2 tRNA genes and 2 rRNA genes are annotated in these 2792 nt (G+C 44.1%); all 4 read left to right on the forward strand.

Annotated elements, in window-relative coordinates:
* Positions 1–380: 380 nt before the first annotated feature.
* Positions 381–1906: ribosomal RNA gene (locus D9R05_RS15375) — 16S ribosomal RNA — on the forward strand.
* A gap of 106 nt (positions 1907–2012) precedes the next feature.
* Positions 2013–2086 (forward strand) — tRNA-Ile (locus D9R05_RS15380).
* A gap of 137 nt (positions 2087–2223) precedes the next feature.
* Positions 2224–2297, forward strand: a tRNA-Ala gene (locus D9R05_RS15385).
* Positions 2298–2488: 191 nt separating this feature from the next.
* A 23S ribosomal RNA gene (locus D9R05_RS15390) occupies positions 2489–2792 on the forward strand; the annotation flags it as partial.

Here is a 2792-nt window from a genome sequence, read left to right on the forward strand (position 1 = left end):
GAAGTGTTTATTTGGTTTTAAGGAGCTAAAAAAAACTTTTAAAAAAAAGTAAAATAAAAGCTTGTCAGATTAAAAATAAGTTTTACATTTGCACCCGCAATCGCAGATAAGGCGATTGAAGTTCTAAAGAGATTGAATTAAAGCGCCTGGAGGCGGATAGTTGTAGCGATTATTTAAGAGGTTCAAATCCTTTTGTTTTAGCGAAGATAGCATAATTTTTTGATTAGAGTTGTGTTATTAGAAGAGTTCATTGAAGTATTGAATTGACAGAAAATTAAATTAAGGCTAAATAGAATAGTTTTGAGCATTGATTTTTCTTTCGAGAAAAATCTACGAAAAAATTCCTGTTGTTTTAACTATTGTAAAATTATAATGAAACAACAATGAAGAGTTTGATCCTGGCTCAGGATGAACGCTAGCGGCAGGCCTAACACATGCAAGTCGAACGGTAACAGCAGAGCTTGCTCTGGCTGACGAGTGGCGCACGGGTGCGTAACGCGTATACAATCTACCTATTACTGGGGTATAGCCCGGAGAAATTTGGATTAACCCCCCATAGTATTACTGAATGGCATCATTTAGTAATTAAAACCACGGTGGTAATAGATGAGTATGCGTCCTATTAGTTAGTTGGTAAGGTAACGGCTTACCAAGGCAGCGATAGGTAGGGGTCCTGAGAGGGAGATCCCCCACACTGGTACTGAGACACGGACCAGACTCCTACGGGAGGCAGCAGTGAGGAATATTGGACAATGGAGGCAACTCTGATCCAGCCATGCCGCGTGCAGGAAGACTGCCCTATGGGTTGTAAACTGCTTTTATAGAGGAAGAAACCTTCTTACGTGTAAGAAGCTGACGGTACTCTACGAATAAGGATCGGCTAACTCCGTGCCAGCAGCCGCGGTAATACGGAGGATCCAAGCGTTATCCGGAATCATTGGGTTTAAAGGGTCCGTAGGCGGGTCTATAAGTCAGTGGTGAAAGTCTTCCGCTCAACGGGAGAACTGCCATTGATACTGTAGGTCTTGAGTCATTATGAAGTGGTTAGAATGAGTAGTGTAGCGGTGAAATGCATAGATATTACTCAGAATACCGATTGCGAAGGCAGATCACTAATAATGTACTGACGCTGATGGACGAAAGCGTAGGTAGCGAACAGGATTAGATACCCTGGTAGTCTACGCCGTAAACGATGGTCACTAGCTGTCCGACCCGATTGAGGGTTGGGTGGTTAAGCGAAAGTGATAAGTGACCCACCTGGGGAGTACGTTCGCAAGAATGAAACTCAAAGGAATTGACGGGGGCCCGCACAAGCGGTGGAGCATGTGGTTTAATTCGATGATACGCGAGGAACCTTACCAGGGCTTAAATGTAGTCTGACGTATCTGGAAACAGATATTTCTTCGGACAGATTACAAGGTGCTGCATGGTTGTCGTCAGCTCGTGCCGTGAGGTGTCAGGTTAAGTCCTATAACGAGCGCAACCCCTGTGGTTAGTTGCCAGCGAGTAATGTCGGGAACTCTAGCCAGACTGCCGGTGCAAACCGCGAGGAAGGTGGGGATGACGTCAAATCATCACGGCCCTTACGTCCTGGGCCACACACGTGCTACAATGGTAGGGACAGAGAGCAGCCACTTCGCGAGAAGGAGCGAATCTATAAACCCTATCACAGTTCGGATCGCAGTCTGCAACTCGACTGCGTGAAGCTGGAATCGCTAGTAATCGCATATCAGCCATGATGCGGTGAATACGTTCCCGGGCCTTGTACACACCGCCCGTCAAGCCATGGAAGCTGGGGGTACCTGAAGTCCGTTACCGTAAGGAGCGGCCTAGGGTAAAACTGGTAACTGGGGCTAAGTCGTAACAAGGTAGCCGTACCGGAAGGTGCGGCTGGAACACCTCCTTTCTAGAGCAAGCACTTTAAGTGCAAGCGCAATAGTAGGCGACACACATATAGGAATCTTGATTCTTAATATTTAGTCTTAATTACTGTCAATTTATATATAAGATGCAGTCTCATAGCTCAGCTGGTTAGAGCGCTACACTGATAATGTAGAGGTCGGCAGTTCGAGTCTGCCTGAGACTACGAATTGATTAAAAGTTATGTATTTATAATTTTTAATTAACAAGTTCATAAAAAAGTATTGAAAGGAAATTTTAGAGGTTGAGTAGCCGTTATAAGTACTGTTAACTGATAACTGGTTAACTGATCACTAAGAAGACGGGGGATTAGCTCAGCTGGCTAGAGCGCCTGCCTTGCACGCAGGAGGTCATCGGTTCGACTCCGATATTCTCCACAATTCCTTAGATTTAAGATCTATAGTTAGTATAAGCAACCAGGATACACAAGTATACAAAGTTTATCTATCATTGATTTTAAATTGTTTTATAGGAAAAACGTTCATTGACATATTGAAAGAATAAAGAATACGAGAGAAGATATCTGTTAAAAGATATAATAATAATATAAAGATCATTAGGTAAAAGACATAAGCTTATTAAGGGCGTATGGGGGATGCCTAGGCTCTCAGAGGCGAAGAAGGACGTGATAAGCTGCGAAAAGCTGCGGGGATTGGCACATACAAGTTGATCCGCAGATATCCGAATGGGGCAACCCACTTGATTGAAGATCAAGTATCCGCAAGGAGGCGAACCCGGAGAACTGAAACATCTAAGTACCCGGAGGAGAAGAAAACAATAGTGATTACGCTAGTAGTGGCGAGCGAACGCGTATTAGCCCAAACCATATAGTTTACGGACTGTATGGGGTAGTAGGACCACGACATTCAAAT

The sequence above is a fragment of the Mesonia aquimarina genome (assembly GCF_003667275.1).
Lineage (GTDB): Bacteria > Bacteroidota > Bacteroidia > Flavobacteriales > Flavobacteriaceae > Mesonia > Mesonia aquimarina.